The following is a 17,906-nucleotide window of genomic DNA, read 5'->3' on the forward strand; positions in this document are numbered from 1 at the left end:
GCTCGTGAGGCTCAGCCGCTCGTGAGGACGACCAGCCGCTGCGTCGCACGGGTCATGGCCACGTACCGGTCGACCGCGCCCTCGATGCCGTCGCCGAACCGGTCCGGGTCGACGAGCACGACGAGGTCGAACTCGAGCCCCTTCGCGAGCTCGGGCGTGAGCGATCGCACGCGCGGCGTCGCCTCGAACGACGGAGCGCCGATCACGCACGCCACGCCCTCGTCGTGCTCGGCGAGCCACGCGTCGAGGATCGCACCGAGCTCCGACACGGCGCCGTGGGTGACGGGCACACCGCTGCGACGGATGGACGTCGGCACGTTCGCGTCGGGAAGCACCGCACGGATGACCGGCTCGGCCTCGGCCATCACCTCGGCCGGGGTCCGGTAGTTGACCCCGAGCGTGGCGAGCTCGATCCGGTCGAGCCCGGCCCGCTCGAGCCGCGCGGCCCACGACTCGGTGAACCCGTGCCGCGCCTGCGCGCGGTCGCCCACGATCGTGAAGCTGCGCGACGGGCAACGCAGCAGGAGCATCTGCCACTCGGCGTCGGTCAGCTCCTGCGCCTCGTCGACGATGACGTGCGCGAACGGCCCGGCGAGCAGGTCGGGGGCCGCGCTCGGCACGGCCGACTCGTCGACGAGCGAGTGTTGCGCATCCTCACGGCGCAGCATGGTCACGAGACCGACCCCGTCGTCGCTCGCCGCGTCGGCGGCGATGAGGTCGTCGATGACGTCGGCCATGCGCTCGCGCTGCTGCGCGAGCTCGGCGGCACGGCGTCGCTCGCGTCGCGACGCCTCCGGGTCGCCGATGCGCTGCCGGGCGGCGTCGAGGTACGGCAGGTCGGAGACCGTCCACCGACCCCCGTGCCCGCGCTGGAGCGCGTCGACCTCGTCGTCCGAGAGCCACGGCGCGCAGCGCCGCAGATACGACGGCACGCTCCAGAGGTCCGCGACGACGCCCGCGGGATCGAGCAGCGGCCACGCCCGGCTGAAGGCGCGCCTGAGCTCCTCGTGCTGCGCGAGCACGCGGCGGAGCGTTCGCGGGTCCCCGTCGAGCACGTCCGCGTCGAGCCGGTCGACCACGACGTCGAGCAGGGCCTCCCAGACCTCACCGCGCGCCTCGTTGTGCGGCGTGGCCGGGTCGGCCGCGGCGAACGCCTCCTCCCAGTCGGCCGGCTCGACCTCGAGGTCGAACCAGTCGGTCTCGACGAGCAGGCCCTCGGCGGGCGGCGTCTCGTAGCCCTCGACGGCCGTCGCGACGGCACGCACGAGGCGCCCCGATGCCTTGAGACGCGCGACCGCGGAATCGGTCTCGTCGCGGGCGTCGGCGCCCTCGGGCACGAGGTCGCGCAGCGTGCAGGTCTGGACGCCGTCCTCGCCGAGGCCGGGCAGCACATCGGCGACATAGGCCAGGTACGGCTGGTGCGGTCCGACGACGAGCACGCCGCCGCGGCTGCCGCGCAGGCGCGGGTCGGCATAGAGCAGGTAGGCGGCGCGGTGCAGCGCGACGACCGTCTTGCCGGTGCCCGGGCCGCCGTCGACGACGAGCGCGCCGTGCGAGCCGGCGCGGATGATCGCATCCTGGTCGGCCTGGATCGTGCTGAGCACATCGCGCATCCGCTCGGTCCGGCTGTCCGCGAGGCTCGCGATGAACGCCGGCTGGTCGTCGAGGGCCGCACGCTGCTCGAGACCGTCCGGCGTGAAGACCTCGTCCCAGTAGTCGACGATGCGCCCGCGCGCCCAGCGGTACCGGCGGCGGCTCGCGAGCCCCATCGGGTTCGCGTGCGTCGCACCGAAATAGGGCTCGGCCGCCGGGGAACGCCAGTCGAGCAGCACCCGGCGTCCGTGCTGGTCGGTCAGGCCGAACCGTCCGATGTACACCGGCTCCGAGGCATCCGCCACGACGACCCGGCCGAGGCAGAGATCGAGGCCGAACCGGCTGAGCGTGCGCAGCCGCGCGCTCAGCCGGTGGATCTCGAGGTCGCGCTCGAGCGCGGCCTGCCCCTTGACGCCGGGCGCCCGGCGGGTGCGCTCGAGGCGCTCGGTGAGCTCGGCGATCGTCTGGTCGAGGGTCGCGGCGATGGCCGCGAAGTGCGCTTCGTCGTCCGCGATGAGTGCGGGGGCCGCTTTGGCGGCGAGGCGTTCGGGCAGGTCGAAGACCTGGGTCGCGATGGGGTGCACGGGGTCGGCTCCGATCGAATGTTCGTGGCGTCGGCCGATCATTCTCCGCCATGACCGGGGCCTTGCGGCAAGGCCCCCCATCCGATATATTCTGAACATGGCGAGGTCGTTCCGATCTCGCTTTTTCCGTTCCGGGTTGCCAGGCATTCTCCGGGTTGCCAGACTTTCGCGCATGAGCATCTGGTTCGGCGAGCCCTCCATCGATTGGGCGAACACCCGCAGCGAAGGCACCGCGATCCGCACACTCGGCATCGAGCTGACCGAGCTCACCGCGGACTCGCTGAAGGGCCGCATGCCCGTCGACGGCCGCACACGGCAACCCGGCGGCGTGCTGCACGGCGGAGCATCCGTCGCGCTCGCGGAGACGCTCGCGAGCTGGGGCGCGAGCTTCACGGTCGACCCCGAGCAGTTCTACTGCGTCGGCATGGAGATCAACGCCAATCATGTGCGACCCGTGGCCGAGGGCTGGGTATACGGCGAGGCGCGCCCGCTCACGCGTGGGCGCACCACGCAGATCTGGGACATCCGTGTCACCGACGAGGCCGGCAAGCTCGTGTGCGTCTCGCGCTGCACCATGGCCGTGCTGGCCACACCGTCGCAGTACTGAGTGCGCGACGCGGGGCGAGCTGCGCGGCCGGAGGCCCGCGTGTGCCGTGAGAGGATTGAGCGTCCAGATCGGACCACCCCCACCCTCGAGGAGCCATCGCTCGCATGTGCGGCATCGTCGGCATCGTCTCCACCGAACCGGTCAACCAGCAGATCTACGACAGCCTGCTCCTGCTGCAGCATCGCGGACAGGACTCGACGGGCATCGCGACCGCCGACGGGCCCGTGTTCCACATGACGAAGCAGCGCGGCCAGGTGCGCGAGGCGTTCCGCACGCGCGACATGCGCTCGCTGCTCGGCAACATGGGCCTCGGGCACGTGCGCTACACGACCAAGGGCGCCGCCGAGCGCGAGGAGGAGGCGCAGCCGTTCTACGTGAACGCGCCGTACGGCATCATCCTCGTGCACAACGGCAACCTCACGAACACGCGCGAGCTCTCCGAAGACCTGTTCCGCATCGACCGCCGCCACGTGAACTCGACGAGCGACACCGAGATGCTGCTCAACGTGCTCGCGACGGAGCTGCAGGGTCAGATCGGCAGCGGGCTCGAGCTCGGCGCCGACGAGGTCTTCGCGGCCGTGTCGCAGGTGCACGAGCGTGTCGAGGGCTCGTACGCCGTGATCGCGCTGATCGCCGGGCACGGGCTGCTCGCGTTCCGCGACCCGTACGGCATCAGGCCGCTCATCCTCGGCCGCCGCAGCTCGGCCGCGGGCAAGGACGAGTGGATCGTCGCGAGCGAGTCCCTCGTGCTCGAGAACGGCGACTACGAGATCGTGCGCGACATCGAACCCGGTGAGGCCGTGTTCATCACGCTCGACGGCGAGCTGCTCTCGCGCCAGTGCGCCAGGTCGCCCCGCCTGGTGCCGTGCTCGTTCGAGTACGTCTATCTCGCGCGACCCGACTCGATCATGAACGGCATCTCGGTCTACGAGGCCAGGCTGCGCATGGGCGACCGGCTCGCCGGCACCATCGAGACCCACATGAGCAAGGGCGACATCGACGTCGTCATGCCGATCCCCGACTCGTCGCGGCCGGCCGCGATGCAGGTCGCGCAGAAGCTCGGCATCGAGTACCGGGAGGGCTTCTACAAGAACCGCTACGTCGGGCGCACGTTCATCATGCCCGGCCAGGCCCAGCGCAAGCGCTCGGTCCGGCAGAAGCTCAACGCGATGGGCAGCGAGTTCAAGGGCAAGAACGTGCTCATCGTCGACGACTCGATCGTGCGCGGCACGACCTCGCAGCAGATCGTGCAGATGGCGCGCGACGCGGGCGCGAACCAGGTCACCTTCACGTCCGCCGCGCCGCCCGTGCGCTTCCCGCACGTGTACGGCATCAACATGCCGAGCCGGCAGGAGCTCATCGCGCACGGGCGGAAGATCCCCGAGATCGGGGCCGAGCTGGGCGCCGACCACATGATCTATCAAGAGGTGGCCGACCTGCAGGCGGCGATCACCGAGGGCTCCGCCATCACCGAGCTCGACCTGTCGTGCTTCACGGGCGAGTACGTGACGGGCACGGTGACCGAGGAGTACCTCGAGTGGGTCGAGCGCACGCAGCTCAGCTGAGGCATCCGGCCGACCCCCGCCCGGGGAATCCGCCGACGCGGACGTGACAAGACATCGCACCGCATTGCAGTATACTGGGATCCTTGCCAGTCCAGGAAGTTGCGATGACGTCCCCGAGCCCACGTTCACTCCACCGCCGCGGCGCGGCGGCGATAGCCGGCGCCGTCGGCGCGGCGATCCTCGTGGTGACGGGCGCGTCCCCGGTGTGGGCCGCCGAGCCTGCGGCGGCGGCCTCGGCCGCGTCCTGGGCGGCCGTCGGCGGGTTCGGGCTCGGCGACGGGCTCGAGGCCATGATCGACGAGCAGACCGGCCACGCCGGATTCGAGCTGCCGGTCGCGGGGCTCAAGCTCGGCTGGTCGTCGGCACGCGTCGGCTACGACCGACATGGCTTCGGCGCAGGCTGGCAGGTGTCGGGTCTCACGGCGGTCGATGTGCAGGGCGGGGTGCGCGTCGCGCCGACGAGCGGCGGATCGTACGAAGCCGATGCGAGCGCACCGAGCGGCCTGCGCGGCTATCCGCAGGACGACGTGGTCTTCCGTCAGGCTCCTGGCACGCTCGCCGCGCGCCCCGACGGTCGCGCGGCGGCGCAGGCGTACGCGTTCTCGCTCGCCGAGGCCGGCGGCACCACGACCTACTTCTCCGCAGCGGGCGCACCGATCGGGCGCGTCGACCGGTTCGGCGAGCAGGAGCGCTGGGACTGGGACGGGCCGAGGCTCGTGCGCATCGTGAGCCAGGCCGGCGTCGTCACCGAGCTCGACTGGTCGGACCCCGGCCGCGTCGCGGTCAGCACAGGGGTCGGCGACGGCGCGGGCGCCGGCGCGGGCTCCGGCACAGTGCTCAGCGGGACCATCGAGCTCGACGGCGGCACGGTCGCCGCGGTGATCGATGCCGAGGGCGGGCGCACGGGCCTCCGCACGACCGCGGACGGCCTCGTCACGACGCTGCAGACCGTCGCGGGCAGCACGACGAACCTCACCTGGCGGACCCTGGCGAGCGGGGCACCGGCGATCGAGCGCGTCGCCGTGGTCGACCAGCTCACCGGCGAAGAGGTCAGCTCGCGCACGTGGGAGCCGCTCTCGGGCGTGCCGGTGGCGACCGCCGGCGCGACCGCCGGCGCGACCGCCGGCGCGCCGGGTGCGGCGAGCGTCGAGCTCTTCGCGCCGTCGAGCTCCGAGACCTTCTCGACAGCCGTGAGCGACGGCCCCACGCGCGTGATCTCGCACTACGACGGCAGCGGCCTGCTCGTCGAGCGGTCGCTCGAGGTCGGCTCGTCCGCGGGCGCGGCAACCGTGCAGGCGCAGACGTTCAGCTACCCCGAGACCGACAGCCCCTGGGGCGCGCCGAAGGCGTTCCGCCTCCCGACGCGCGCCGAGGCGACCTTCACCGACGAGCGCAGTGCCAGCCGCACCGTCGCCGAGGAGTTCGCGTACGACGACGCCGGCCGGGTGACCCGTCAGGTCGGCGCCGACGGCACGATCACCGAGACCGAGTACGACGCCACGCCCGTGGGTGAGCACGGGGTGCCGAGCGGGCTGATCCTCGCCCAGCGCACCATCGCGCCCGACGGGCTCACGACCGAGACCCGCTACGAGCCGAACCCCGGGCACACCGCCGCGGTCGCGGTCGAGACCTGGTCGGCCGAGGCCGGCGGCGCGGCGACGCGCACCGGCCGCACCGAGCTCACGGTCGCCGACGACGGCTTCGTCACGCAGCAGCGCGTGTTCCCGCAGGGCGGCGCGGGCACCCCGCTCGTGACCGACTTCACGCGCACCGAACGGCTCGACGAGGGCCGGGTCACCCTCGCCGAGACGGTCGCGGCGGGCACGCCGCTCGCGACCACGACCACCGACGTCGTCGATCTCGTCACGGGTGCGCCGCTCGCGCAGACCTCCGCGGCCGGCACCACGGTCACCACGGACCACGACCGGCTCGGCCGGGTCGTGCGGCAGACGGATGCCTCGGGGCGCACGATCCTCACCGAGCACCGCACCCGGCAACAGCACGGCATGAACGCGCAGGTCGTGACCACGCCTGACGGCGTCGTCACGACGACCGAGCGCGATGTGCTCGGCCGCGACCACACCATCACCGACAATCGGCGGGCCGGCGAACCGGTCGCGGGGCACGTCCGCGTCGTCGAGCGCCGGTCGTATCCGGAGCCGGGAACGGTCGAGGTCACCGACGCGTGGGGCGCGACCACGACGACCCGGCAGGACGCGCTCGGGCGGGTCGTCGAGGTCGTCGCGCCGAACGGCGTGACCGAGCTGACCCGGTACGACGACGTCGCGCACACGAAGACCACGGCGATCACGGCCACCGGCCGGTTCGAGGACGCCGAGACGACGACGACCGAGACCATGGACGCGCGGGGCGCCGTGGTCGAGCAGACCGGCACGCGCGCCGACGGCGGGGCGGTGCCGACGAGCCGTGCGACGTTCGACGGGCTCGGCCGGGCCGTCGAGGCATCCGACGGCACGCGCTACGACTACAACGCCCGCAACCAGCCGGTCGCCGAGCTGCGATCCGACGGCACGCAGGTCGCGACCGGCTACTGGCCCGACCGATCACGTCGCGCGGTGACCGCGGGCGACGCGACCACGACGTTCTTCTGGGACGACACGACGCTCGTCAACGAGACCCACACCGCCGCGGGCGGCACCGCGACGGCCGCCTACCTGCTCGGCGCCACCCGGCACGCGCGCACGCTCAGCGACGGCACGACCACGCGCACCGAGCACGTCGTGCACGACCGGCACGGCAGCGTGCGCGAGCTCATCGGCGGCGATGGGTCGGTGGTCACGAGCACCGACTACTCCGACTACGGGGTGCCGCGCATGAGCGGGGCGGATGCCTCGGGTGGGGCGCCGTTCGCCGGACTCGGCGAGGCCGCGCGCAACCCGTTCCAGTTCGCGGGCGAGTACACCGACGACCGCGGGCACCAGTTCCCGCGCACGCGCGTCTATGACCCGCACACCATGGTGTTCACGAGCCAGGACGAGGCCGACCTGCTCAACCGCTACTGGTACGCCGACGCGAACCCGATCATGAAGATCGACCCGAGCGGACGCGACGCCGTGCAGGACTTCATGCACGACTGGGGCGGATTCATCGCGGGCGTCGTGCTCACGGCCATCGGCATCGCGGCGTCGGTCTACACCATCGGCAACTCGCTCGCGCTCCTCGGTCTCGGCCTCGAGCTCGTCGGCACCGGATTCGCGACGGCACGCGTGATCGACGACCAGGTCGACGACTTCATGTCCGACAAGCTGAACGAAGGACTCGGCTGGGGCGAGGTCGCCATGGGCCTCGGGGCGATGGCGAGCGCGTGGTCGGCCGGTGCGCGGTTCGGCCTGCGGCCGTCGAAGAACGTCCTCGGCTGGACCGATCAGGCCTCTCCGGCGATCGTGAGGCTCGACGACTTCGCCGGCGATCAGCTGTCGGTCGCCCTCTCGAGCGCGGTCCAGACGAGTGGCGCGAACCGGGTCGAGTTCATCATGATCAAGCAGAAGGCGCCCGGTGAACTGCAACCGCACTACTCGATCGTCGTCGGCTCGTACCACGCACCCATGCGGCGAAGCGGAGACGTGGGAAAACCCACGTGGCGCACGGAATCCGCGAGCAACCACGAGATGCTCGCGGAGTTCGCCGGGCAGAACGTCTCCCGCACCCCGACCTCGCCCAGGTACTACGAGCGGAAGAAGCACATCTCCGGCGGACTCATCTCGCTCCCGTATCAGAAGGAGGGCAGGTGGACGGTTCGCATCGTCGACGACTCGGGCCACTTCGCCAGCGAGCGACCGGACAAGTTCTGGTCGGAGAATCGTCGCAAGGCCCTCGTGGAGTACTTCGGGAAACGCGGATACGCGGTCGAATCGAGTAGGTGGGACGCGGAGTACGCAGACGAGATGAAGGCAGCGGCGGCCGCGAACGCGAACGACATGAAGGCGCTCTACCGCAACACGCATATGGTGCACGGCAGGCTCGAGATCGCCGCCAAGACGATGAAGTTCACCGACGACTGAGCCGGGCGCACCCATCGCCTCGCGGCGCGGTGAGACAATGACCTGGTGAGCAACAACCACCACGAGCCGCACGAGCCGCAGGAACCGTTCGAGACCGAGGTCACGGGCGAGACGGTCAATGTTCGGCGTGCGCCGCGGTACGGGCGGTTCATCCTGCTGGGCTTCGCGCTCGGTGTGATCCTCGCGCTCATCCTGACGTTCGCGTTCCCCGAGAACGACGAGTTCGACCGCGGCCAGGTGTTCGGGTTCCTGCTGCTCGGCCTCGGCACGCTCGGCGTCGCGTTCGGCGCGGCCGCCGCGCTCATCTTCGACCGCGTGCTGGCGAACAAGTCGGGCCTCGCGATCGCCGAGCACGAGCAGACCCATCACCGCCCCGACGACGAGCACTGACCCGCCCCTGCCGCTTCCGCCGAGTGTTACCGATCCGTCGCGAACGTGGCCGAGTTTGATCGCCACTCGTGCCCTTTCGGTAACACTCGCCGGTAGAGGGCGGGGGTGAAGAGGGGGACGGTGGGGGTGGGCGGGCGAGAGGCCGCCCCGCCTTGCGGCGGGACGGCCTCTCAGTGTGAGTTCCGCGCTTACACCGTCGCGCGACGGCGACGCGTGATGAACACGGCACCGGCACCCAGTACGAGCAGCATGAGCGCGATCCATCCGCCGGTCAGGTCCGCGCCCGTGGACGCGAGCTTGCCGTCGGTGGTGCTGTCGCACGGCACCTCGGCGCCGAGCGGGAAGGTGAACGACACGGGGTCGAGCGCCTGACCGGCCCGGTAGAACCCGCCGAAGGCCTCGGCGCCGGCCGCGGTCAGCGTGGCGGACGCACCGTTCCAGCTGATCCGGTCACCCACGACGGATGCCTCGGGCAGACCCAGCGACGCGATGACCACGCCGGCCGCGTCGACGCCGGCTGCACCGTTCAGGCCCGTCGACTTCAGGTCGGCGATGAGCGACGCGGAGCCGCCGTTCACCTGCACGCGCGGGTTGGCGATCGTCAGGTCGAGCTGACCGCCGTGGCCCGTGAAGTGCACCGAGCCGCTGTAGGCGACGCGGCCACGCTCGGCGTCGGTGTTGTACGCACCCGAGCCGCCCGTCCAGCGGAAGCCGTCGGCCGTCGCGGTCGCACCCGACGTGCTGATCGAACCGCCCGCGATCGGGCCGGTGACGTACGAGCGGAAGCTCGCCTTCACGCCCCAGTCGAGCGACGCGCCGTTCACCGCACGGGCCACGCAGCGCTCTTCGACCGGTGCAGCGGGCTCGGGCACGATCGCGGACGCCGCGACCGTGAACCCGGCCGAGGCGGTGCCGCTGCGTGCGCCGCTCAGCTCGACGCGGTGGTCGCCGGGTGCGAAGCCCGCGGGAACCGTCCAGCTGAACGCGACCGAACCGCTCGCGTCGACGGCCTGCGTGCCGACCACGACCGGCTCCGAGAACACCGTCGCGGTGACCTCCTCGCCGAGGCGGTAGCCCGAGCCCGAGAAGGTGAGCGTCGTGCCCGGCACGATCGCGCCGGCGGGACCGGCGACGGTCACGGCGGGCTCCTGCGCCTCCCACGCGAGCGCGACGGGTGCCGGCGGCTTCGTGAGGTTCGCCGGCGAGGTGCCGGACTGGTAGTAGAACGCCTGGATCGCGGACGGCACGGCGAGGATGAACTCGTTCGCCCACGCGCTGCTCCAGTTCACGCCGCCGCCCGCCGACCAGGTGCCGGGGGCCACGGTGTCCGTGTAGTCGAGCTCGAGCGAGGTCGAGAGCGCATCGCCCGAGAAGTCGAGCGGGTCAGCGTCCGTGATGGTCGTCACGGTCAGACGCGGGGCCGGGGCGGCCGCGTCGTACGTGGCCACACCAGAGCGCACGCCCGCGGTCCACGCGCCGTTCCCGTCGCCATCGATGACGAGCGCCGGGTCGACGAGCTCGACCCACTGTCCGTCGGCGGGGAAGAAGCTCTCGTAGGCCTGCGTGCGCAGCGTCCCGGTGAACGAGACCACCGTGCACTCGTCGCTCACGTGTGCGGTGCCGTTGGAGAGCACGAACGTCTCACCATCGGCCACGACGTTGCCGCCGGCGACCTTGGTCCAGGCCTCGGAATACTCCGACCAGCCCCACTCGGCGGTCACACCCGTGAGCACCTCGGCACCTTCCGGCGCCTCGCAGAGTGCCGGAAGTGCCGTGTCGACGACGCCGTAGTGGGTCGTGATCTGCCCGATCGAGCCCTCGAAGTCGTTGCTCGGCACGAACTGCGCGCGCAGCGAGTGCCCGCCGGCGACGAGGTCGTCCACGACGACGCGCGCGGTGCCGTCGACCACGGCGACCTCGGCGACGATCTGCTCATCGCCCGCGGCGGGCGTGTCGAGGAAGCGAACCGTGCCGGGCACGGTCGAGGGCGAGACGGATGCCTCGAGGGTGACGTCCTCGCCGAGCACCGAACGCGTCTCGGGCGAGACCGTCGCCGTGGTCGTGGTCACCGCGGGCCACGCGAAGTCGACGCCGATCGGAGCCGGGGGCTTCGTCGCATTGCCGGGTGTCTCGCCGGTCTGGTAGTAGAACGACCGGACCGCCTCGGGAGCAGCCAGGACGAACTCGGCCGGCCAGGCGTTCGCGTACGCCTCGTTCCAGGTGCCGAGCGCGACGGCGTCGACATAGTCCAGGTTCAGTGTGCGCGGGCCGGGCTGACCCGGGCCGCCGACCGTCTGGCCGCTGAAGGTCGCCACGGTCGTGCGCGGCGCGGCGAGCGTGTCGTCGTACGCGCCGAAGCCGCTGCGAACGCCAGCGGTCCATGAGCCGCTGCCGTCGGACGACATGGTCAGCGTGGGGTCGACGAGCTCGATCCACTGCCCGTTCGGCGGGAAGAAGCCCGCGTAGGCCTCGGTGCGCAGCGTGCCTGTGAACGAGATCTGCGCGCAGACGTCATCCGCCGTCGCCACACCCTCGGTCAGCACGAACTCGCCGTCCGTGACGCTGACGTTGCCGCCTGCGACCTTGGTCCAGCCGTTCGCGTACTCCGACCAGCCCCAGGTCGCGGTCGCGCCCGTGTCGCCGACGATCGCGTTGGCGCCGGGGGTGCAGGTCGCGGGCAGGGTCAGGTCGACCACGCCGAAGTTCGGCGAGACCGCGCTCTCCGAGCCGAGGAATCCGTTCGAGCCCGGCGTGAAGCTGGCGACGAACCGGTGCCCGCCCGCGGCGAGCGTGCTGGTCTCGATCGAGGCGGCGCCGCCGTCGAGCGCGGCCGAGCCGAGCGAGACGCGCGTGTCGGTGCCGACCGCGATCGAGAAGAACTCGACCGACCCGGCGGGAGCCGTCTCGGGGTCGTCGACGTTCGAGACGCTCGTCGACAGCTCGACCGCCGTGCCCATCGTGACGGGTGCGGCCGGATCCGCGGTCACCACGGCGGTCTCGGTCGCGTCGGCGTCGGGTGCCGGGATGGCCGTGACGCTGTAGGGCAGCGCGTCCGAGGCCGAGCCGAGGTAGGCCGCGGCGTCGGACGGCGTGAACGTCGCGGTCACGGCGTGCTGGCCGGGCGTCAGGGTCGACGTCGTGGTCGATGCGGTGCCGTTCTGCACCGCGACCGCGCCGCCGAGCGCGCCGGCGGCGGTGGAGAACTGCACGCTTCCGGCCGCGGCGGGCGTGACCGTCGCGGTGAAGGTCACCTCGGTGCCCTCCTGCGCGGTGCCGGCCGGCGCCGCCGAGAGCGACGTGGTGGTCGCGATCGGGTCGGGCGTGGGGATCGTGTACGGGAGCGAGAAGCTCAGCGGGTCGAGCGCATCGCCCGCGTTGTAGAACTCCGCGAAGGCCACGGCGCCGTCGGCGGTCAGCGCGGCGGGCACGTTGCTCCAGGTCGCCACGCCACCCGCGATGCTGGGCGAACCGGGCGTGAGGGTCGCGAAGGCGACGCCGTCGACGTCGTAGTCGGAGCCCGAGAGCGCCTTCGAGGTCACGTCGGCGAACAGGGTGCCCGAGCCGCCCTGCACCTCGACGCGCAGGTTCTCGATGCGCATGTCGAGCTGTCCGCCGTGTCCGGTGAAGTGCACGCCGCCGCCGTACGACACCTCGGCCGACGGGGCCGCGTCGTCGATGGTCCCGGAGCCGCCCGACCAGCCGTAGCTCGAGCCGTTGTTCGCCACGCCGCCGATCATCGTGACGGTGCCGTGCGCGATGTTGCCCGTGATGTAGTTGCGGAACGACTCTTTGAGTCCCCACGAGAGCGTGGCGCCTGCCACGTCGCCTGAGGCCGCGGAGGCGGGCGCGACAACGCCGCCGACGGCCGCGGCCGACGCGATCAGTGCGCCGGTGAGCACGCTGGCGAGCGCCCTCCGCCGACTTCGGACTGGTGTTCTGGACATGCGGGTCCCTTCGGACTTCAGTAGGGGGAAGGTGAGGCTTACCTTAGTGAGCCTTGCCTAAGGTAGTCTTACCTTACTTCGCGAAATTCGCACAATACTTCCGTTTCCTTCGGCGTCGAGACACCCCGTGTTTTCGGCCCGGCGCACCCCGAAACACGAGCGCATGACCCGACTCAGCATTCCCCGTCCGCGTGCGGCAGCACGTCGCCGCACACGCGTCACCGCGGTCGTCATCGCCGCGACACTGCTCCTCGCCGGCTGCGCGAGCGGGGCCCCTTCCGGCCAGTCCTCGGGTGAGGCATCCGGCCCTGAGACCGCGGCCGTCGCGACGTGCGCCGCACCCGCCCTGCCCGACGGTCCGATCGACGCCGCCGACCAGACCGGCCCGGCGACGGCCTGCACCGCCGAATCCGACCTGCACTCCCCCGCCCCGGCGACCCCGGCGATGCCCGTGACCGTGACGGACGCGCAGGGCACCGAGGTCACCGTCGCGAGCGCCGACCGCATCCTCGCGCTCGACCTCTCCGGCACGCTCGCGAGCACGGTCTTCGCCCTCGGGCTCGGCGACCGGGTCGTCGGGCGTGATGTGTCGACGGGGTTCGCCGAGGCATCCGACCTGCCGCTCGTGACGCAGAACGGCCACCAGCTGAACGCCGAGGCGATCCTCGCGCTCGACCCCACCGTGATCCTCACCGACAGCTCGATCGGCCCGTGGGACGTCGTGCTGCAGATGCGCGAGGTCGGCATCCCCGTGGTCGTGATGCCGTCGAAGCGCTCGATCGGCACCATCGGCGAGCTCGTGACCGACGTCGCGGCCGCGCTCGGCGTGCCCGCCGAGGGCGAGCGGCTCGCGGCCGAGGCCGAGGCGGCCGTCGAGGCGTCCACGGCCCGGCTCCACGAGGTGGCGGATGGGGCGGATGCCCCGCCGCGCATGATGTTCCTCTATGTCCGCGGGCAGGCCAACGTGTATTACGTCTTCGGCGAGGAGTCCGGTGCCGACGAGCTGATCCATGCGCTCGGCGGCATCGACGCCGCCGCCGAAGCCGGAATCACGGGCATGCGCCCGCTCACCGCCGAAGCGATCGTGACGGCCGCCCCCGACCTCGTGCTTCTCATGTCGAAGGGGCTCGAGTCGGTCGGCGGCGTCGACGGGCTGCTCGACGCGGTGCCCGCGCTCGCGCAGACCCCCGCGGGTGAGCAGCGCCGGTTCGTCGACATGGCCGACCACGAGATCCTGAGCTTCGGGCCCGACTATGCGGCCGTCATCGACGCGCTCGGCGCCGCGGTCTACGCGCCCGGCGTCGGCGTGTCGGGCGCCGCGTCCGCCGAGGGCGACGCCGCGTCCGGCTCCGCCGCGCCCGACGCCACGCCCGCCCCCGCCGCGACCGGCGCCGCCCGATGACCGCGGCGACCGTCGGAGAGAACGTCGTCGACGAACCCGGGCACGCCGTCCGCGGCCGTGCCACCTGGCTCATCACCGGGCTGAGCGTCGCGCTCGTCGTCGCCGCGATCGTCTCGGCCGGCGTCGGGCAGCTCCCGCTTTCGCCGGTCGAGGTGCTCGACACGCTGCTGCGCCCCCTCGGCCTCGATGTGGGCGCGCCTGCCGCGCAGCCCAACGCCGAGGCCGCGCTCTGGACCATCCGCCTGCCGCGCGTGACCATGGCGATCCTCGTCGGCGCCGCGCTCGCGGTCGCCGGGCTCCTCATGCAGGCCGTGTTCGGCAACCCGCTCGCCGAGCCCGCCGTCGTGGGCGTCTCGTCGGGCGCCGCACTCGGCGCCGCGGCCTCGATCGTGCTGGGCTGGACCGCCCTCGGCGGCTGGGCCACCGCGGCCGCGGCCTTCGCCGCCGGACTCGTCACCACGTTCCTCGTCTACGCGTCCTCGCGCGCGGGCGGGCGCACCGAGATCGTGACGCTCGTGCTCACCGGCATCGCCGTGAACGCCGTCGCGCAGGCGGGCCTCGCGCTCTTCGTCTTCCTCGGCGACACCCAATCGCGCGAGGAGATCGTCTTCTGGCAGCTCGGCAGCCTCAACGGGTCCATGTGGCGCGAGGTCGGTGTCGTGCTGCCGATCGTGCTCGTCGCCGCGATCACCGCGGCGTTCCTCGCGCGACGGCTCGACCTGCTCTCGCTCGGCGAGCGCTCGGCACGCCACCTCGGCGTGAACGTCGAGGCGCTGCGCGCCGGAACCATCGTGCTGGTCGCACTCCTCGTCTCGGCCGCGGTCGCGTTCACGGGCATCATCGGCTTCGTCGGGATCGTGATCCCGCACCTCATGCGCATGATCCTCGGGCCCGCGCACGGGCCGCTGCTCGCCGCGAGCCTGCTCGGCGGAGCCCTGCTGCTCACGCTCGCCGACCTCGCCGCGCGCACGATCGTGCCGTACGCCGACCTGCCCATCGGCATGCTCACGGCACTCGTCGGCGGGCCGTTCTTCTTCTGGCTGCTGCGGCGCACGCGAGCCAAGGCCGGGGGCTGGGGATGAGCACGGCCCGCCCCGAGGCATCCGTCGCCCAGACCCGCGCCGCCCAGACCCGCGCCGCGATCGACGCGCGCGGCGTGACCGTCGCCATCGACGGCCGAACCGTCCTCGACGCCGTGGACTTCCGCGCGGAGCGCGGACTCGTGCACGCGCTCATCGGCCCGAACGGCGCCGGCAAGTCCACGCTGCTCTCGGCGCTCGCGGGCGACCTGCGCCTCACCGCGGGACGCGTCGACGTCGACGGACGCGAGCTCAGCGGATACCGCCTGCGCGACCTGGCTCGCATCCGCGCCGTGCTGCCGCAAGAGCACGGCGTGTTCTTCCCGTTCACGGTCGGCCAGGTTATCGAGATGGGGCGCAGCCCCTGGGCGCGAACCGAGGCCGAGGCGCGCGACGACGAGATCGTGCGCTGGGCGGCGGCGACGGCGGATGTCTCGCACCTCGTCGACCGCACCGTGCCCACGCTCTCAGGCGGCGAACGCGGCCGCGCGGCGTTCGCGCGCGTGCTCGCCCAGACCACGGGTGTGCTGCTGCTCGACGAGCCGACCGCGGCGCTCGACATCCGCCATCAGGAGGCCCTGCTCACGACCGCGCGCGAGCGCGCCGACGCCGGCGACGCGGTCGTCGTCGTGCTGCACGACCTCGGAGCAGCGGCCGCATACGCCGACGTCGTGACCCTGCTCTCGCACGGGCGCGTCGTCGCGACCGGTCCCGTCGCCGACGTCATGACCGCCGAGCGGCTCACCGAGATCTACGGGCACCCCATCGACGTGCTGCCCGGGCCCATCGTCCTGCCGAGGAGAACCCCGAGAGGAAGCACCCCATGATCCGATTCGCCCGCCCCCTCCGCTGGTCGAGTAGCGAGCGCCAGCGAGCGTATCGAGACCCGGTGCGCAGCCTCGATACGCCGCGCTCCTCGACCAACGAGCGCTCCCGCCGACCGCTCGCGGTCACTGCGCTGGCCGCTGTGCTCGCGGCCTTCGCGCTCGGCGGCGCGGTCGCCCCCGCCCAGGCGGTCGGCGCCGGCACCGTCACGGTGTCCGTCGTCGGCGACCCGTCGAAGGTCGGCGTGGCCGACACGGCCGCGCCGACGAAGCTCGTGGTCTCCGGGAGCGGGTTCCAGTCGATCGAGGGCGGCTTCGGCGGCGTCTACGTGCTGTTCGGCTGGAACTCCGGCCCCGGCTGGGAGCCGAGCGCCGGCGGATCGACCGGGGCGACGTACCGGTACGTCGCCGATGACCCGAACGCGCCCGCCGGGTATCAGCTGTTCGTGCCGTTCCCCGGTTCGGCGACCGAGTCGGAGGGCAACGGCGGATCGCTCAACCCCGACGGCACCTGGTCGGCCGAGCTCACCATCGCCGGCCCGGTGTTCACGCCGGTCGACGCGGTCGACACGGGTGAGACCATCGACTGCACGCAGGTGCAGTGCGGCATCATGACGATCGGCGCGCACGGCGTCGTGAGCCCCGCGAACGAGTCGTTCACCCCCATCGCGTTCGAGGACTTCACGGCGCCCACGCCGACGCCCGAGCCCGAGCCGACCGTCGAAGACGAGCCGACCGAGGCGCCGGCCGCTACCGCCGAGACCGAGCCCACCGCGTCGGACGCCGGCGACGCCACCCCCTGGATCATCGCGGGGGCTGCGGGGCTGGCCGCGTTCGCCGCCGCCATCGCCGCGCTGATCGTCGTCCGCCGCCGACGCGCCGCGCACTCGCCCACCGAGTAGCCCCCGCCGCATCCGCCGCCGCGTCCGCCCCCGCCGCATCCGCCCCCGCCGCGCCCGCCCCGCCCGTTCGCCCCGCCGCGGCCGCCCCCGCCCGTTCGCCCCGCCGCACCCGCCCCCGCGCGCGCGATGTGTTGGAGGTCGAAAAGTGTGTGGGAGGTCAGGGAGAACCGACCTCCAACACACTTTTCGACTTCCAACGCGTTCTCCGCGCGGTGGGGGAGGTCAGACGCGGATCACGGGCAGCAGGGTGCCGAGGTCCGCCCGCTGACCTGAGGCGTGCACGCGGCCGGTCGCGCGGGCGGCCTCCCACGGCTCGGCGCCGGTCGCGAGCGCGAGCCAGGTCGCGGCATCCGTCTCGATGACGTTGGGCGGCGTGCCCCGTGTGTGTCGCGGGCCTTCGATGACCTGCACGGCACCGAACGGCGGCACGCGCACCTCGACGGTGCCGCCGGGCGCGCGGTCGGCGAGCAGCTGCAGCGTCCAGCGCACCGCGAGCGCAAGCGTCGCGCGGTCGACGGATGCCTCGCCCACGCCGCCGTGCGCCGTGTTCTGCTGCTCGCGCCACGCCTCGACGGCCGCACGTCCGTCGTCGTCCGAGATCTTCGCCTTCGCCATCTCCCCATTTTCCCGCAGGCGCCCCGGCAACGTCCGCCACGGGGGCGACCCTTCCCCGGCCAGCCGCGGCCAGCCCCGGCCCAGAAGCCTGCGGGCATGGCCGCGACCCCGGAGTTCGCCACCGTCGACGACTACCTCGCGAGCTTCCCGCCCGAACGCGTCGTGGCGCTGCAGTCCGTGCGCGACGCGATCCACCGCGGGGTCGGGCCCGACGCCGAGGAGCGCATCCGCTACGACCTGCCGGCCATCATGCTCGGCGGCAGGTACGCGATCCACCTCGCCCGCGCCACCTCCCGCCGCCCGCGCCACCCTCCGCCACCCGCACCACCTCCCGCCGCCCGCGCCACCCTCCGCCACCCGCACCACCTCCCGCCGCCCG

General features: G+C 72.5%; 12 protein-coding genes. 9 read left to right on the forward strand and 3 right to left on the reverse strand.

The genetic code is table 11. The features are described 5' to 3' along the window. Positions 1-11: 11 nt before the first annotated feature. A complete protein-coding gene (helR, locus tag RH864_RS02645; RefSeq protein ID WP_310515945.1) occupies positions 12-2,177 on the reverse strand; it encodes an RNA polymerase recycling motor ATPase HelR in 2,166 nt (721 codons plus the stop codon). 172 nt (positions 2,178-2,349) lie between these two features. Here helR and RH864_RS02650 point away from each other — a divergent pair, with 172 nt between their 5' ends. The 4 genes from RH864_RS02650 to RH864_RS02665 all read left to right on the forward strand — a co-directional run bounded on the left by RH864_RS02650 (position 2,350) and on the right by RH864_RS02665 (position 8,761). Then, positions 2,350-2,784: a PaaI family thioesterase gene (locus tag RH864_RS02650; protein WP_310515946.1), complete on the forward strand. Its 435-nt coding sequence runs from the start codon at positions 2,350-2,352 to the stop codon at positions 2,782-2,784. A gap of 104 nt (positions 2,785-2,888) precedes the next feature. Next, positions 2,889-4,349 carry an amidophosphoribosyltransferase gene (purF, locus tag RH864_RS02655; RefSeq protein ID WP_310515947.1) on the forward strand — a complete coding sequence of 487 codons (1,461 nt, stop codon included), beginning with the start codon at positions 2,889-2,891 and terminating at the stop codon, positions 4,347-4,349. Positions 4,350-4,453: 104 nt separating this feature from the next. Further along, positions 4,454-8,371, forward strand: coding sequence for an RHS repeat-associated core domain-containing protein (locus tag RH864_RS02660; RefSeq protein ID WP_310515948.1), 3,918 nt, complete (start codon positions 4,454-4,456; stop codon positions 8,369-8,371). 45 nt (positions 8,372-8,416) lie between these two features. After that, positions 8,417-8,761 carry a potassium transporter Trk gene (locus RH864_RS02665; RefSeq protein WP_310515949.1) on the forward strand — a complete coding sequence of 115 codons (345 nt, stop codon included), beginning with the start codon at positions 8,417-8,419 and terminating at the stop codon, positions 8,759-8,761. A 188-nt stretch (positions 8,762-8,949) separates the two neighbouring features. Here the strand turns inward: RH864_RS02665 and RH864_RS02670 are convergent, their stop codons facing one another. Then, positions 8,950-12,705, reverse strand: coding sequence for an HtaA domain-containing protein (locus RH864_RS02670; RefSeq protein ID WP_310515950.1), 3,756 nt, complete (start codon positions 12,703-12,705; stop codon positions 8,950-8,952). A gap of 163 nt (positions 12,706-12,868) precedes the next feature. Here RH864_RS02670 and RH864_RS02675 point away from each other — a divergent pair, with 163 nt between their 5' ends. The 4 genes from RH864_RS02675 (at position 12,869) to RH864_RS02690 (ending at position 16,912) form a co-directional block, all read left to right on the forward strand. Further along, a complete protein-coding gene (locus RH864_RS02675) occupies positions 12,869-14,107 on the forward strand; it encodes a heme/hemin ABC transporter substrate-binding protein (RefSeq protein WP_310515951.1) in 1,239 nt (412 codons plus the stop codon). After that, entirely contained in the window at positions 14,104-15,189 is a 1,086-nt protein-coding gene (locus RH864_RS02680; RefSeq protein ID WP_310515952.1) for a FecCD family ABC transporter permease, read from the forward strand. The genes RH864_RS02675 and RH864_RS02680 overlap by 4 nt, the downstream gene beginning before the upstream one ends. Further along, entirely contained in the window at positions 15,186-16,013 is an 828-nt protein-coding gene (locus RH864_RS02685) for a heme ABC transporter ATP-binding protein (RefSeq protein ID WP_310515953.1), read from the forward strand. The genes RH864_RS02680 and RH864_RS02685 overlap by 4 nt, the downstream gene beginning before the upstream one ends. Positions 16,014-16,075: 62 nt before the next feature. Then, the gene (locus RH864_RS02690) at positions 16,076-16,912 is read left to right on the forward strand and encodes a hypothetical protein (RefSeq protein ID WP_310515954.1); all 837 of its coding nucleotides are present in this window, start codon (positions 16,076-16,078) and stop codon (positions 16,910-16,912) included. 222 nt (positions 16,913-17,134) lie between these two features. Here RH864_RS02690 and RH864_RS02695 read toward each other — a convergent pair whose 3' ends face one another. Continuing rightward, the gene (locus tag RH864_RS02695; RefSeq protein WP_310515955.1) at positions 17,135-17,527 is read right to left on the reverse strand and encodes a sterol carrier family protein; all 393 of its coding nucleotides are present in this window, start codon (positions 17,525-17,527) and stop codon (positions 17,135-17,137) included. A gap of 96 nt (positions 17,528-17,623) precedes the next feature. On the opposite strand from RH864_RS02695, the gene RH864_RS02700 reads away from it, so the two are divergent. Then, positions 17,624-17,906: hypothetical protein (locus RH864_RS02700; protein WP_310515956.1), on the forward strand; the 283-nt coding region annotated here is incomplete at its 3' end.

The sequence above is a fragment of the Agromyces aerolatus genome, from assembly GCF_031432255.1.
Lineage (GTDB): Bacteria > Actinomycetota > Actinomycetes > Actinomycetales > Microbacteriaceae > Agromyces.

What these genes read in the sequence shown, in the direction of transcription:
- RH864_RS02650 (WP_310515946.1), top strand. Translation starts at nt 2,350, where the DNA reads ATGAGCATCTGGTTCGGCGAGCCCTCCATCGATTGGGCGAACACCCGC.
- purF (WP_310515947.1), top strand. Translation starts at nt 2,889, where the DNA reads ATGTGCGGCATCGTCGGCATCGTCTCCACCGAACCGGTCAACCAGCAG.
- RH864_RS02660 (WP_310515948.1), top strand. Translation starts at nt 4,454, where the DNA reads ATGACGTCCCCGAGCCCACGTTCACTCCACCGCCGCGGCGCGGCGGCG.
- RH864_RS02670 (WP_310515950.1), bottom strand. Translation starts at nt 12,705, where the DNA reads ATGTCCAGAACACCAGTCCGAAGTCGGCGGAGGGCGCTCGCCAGCGTG.
- RH864_RS02675 (WP_310515951.1), top strand. Translation starts at nt 12,869, where the DNA reads ATGACCCGACTCAGCATTCCCCGTCCGCGTGCGGCAGCACGTCGCCGC.
- RH864_RS02680 (WP_310515952.1), top strand. Translation starts at nt 14,104, where the DNA reads ATGACCGCGGCGACCGTCGGAGAGAACGTCGTCGACGAACCCGGGCAC.
- RH864_RS02685 (WP_310515953.1), top strand. Translation starts at nt 15,186, where the DNA reads ATGAGCACGGCCCGCCCCGAGGCATCCGTCGCCCAGACCCGCGCCGCC.
- RH864_RS02695 (WP_310515955.1), bottom strand. Translation starts at nt 17,527, where the DNA reads ATGGCGAAGGCGAAGATCTCGGACGACGACGGACGTGCGGCCGTCGAG.